At 61.0% G+C, this 502-nt stretch carries 1 tRNA gene; it reads left to right on the forward strand.

Annotated elements, in window-relative coordinates:
• The first annotated feature begins 25 nt into the window (after window positions 1-25).
• Window positions 26-102 (forward strand) — tRNA-Met (locus BFL28_RS18310).
• Window positions 103-502 lie beyond the last annotated feature (400 nt).

Consider the following 502-nt stretch of genomic DNA (forward strand, 5'->3'; position numbering starts at 1 on the left):
TTCTGGCACTACGCCAGATCCTTGGCGCGGGGTGGAGCAGCCCGGTAGCTCGTCAGGCTCATAACCTGAAGGTCGTTGGTTCAAATCCAACCCCCGCAACCAATATTACAGAAGCCCCCCGGAGAGAGACCTCCGGGGGGCTTCTGCACGTTTGCCCCATAGACTCGGGTGCCTTGGCGAGCAGATCCCCGTCTCACGCCCGCTAAGCCGGGTGGGATAGCTCTCGACGCTCTCGACGCGGCCGGAGCGGGCGAACGCGTCTAGACCGGCGATGTCGAGCATCGCGGCCGACCTGATTCGGTGCGCGGCTTCATCGGCCATTTAAAAAGCGATCCGGTTCCACAGAGCAAAGCCGCGATCTCAAGCGAGGAGGCTCGTGACGTGACCCCCGTTTCTTCATCCAGTTGGAACTAGAGACCGGCCCCTACAAGGGACGGACAGATGAAGCGGAAGCAGTTTTCGGAAGAGCAGATTATTGGCATCCTGAAGGAGGCTGAGGCGG

It is taken from the genome of Sphingomonas turrisvirgatae, from assembly GCF_001721295.1.
In the GTDB taxonomy this organism is placed as follows: Bacteria; Pseudomonadota; Alphaproteobacteria; order Sphingomonadales; family Sphingomonadaceae; genus Sphingomonas; species Sphingomonas turrisvirgatae.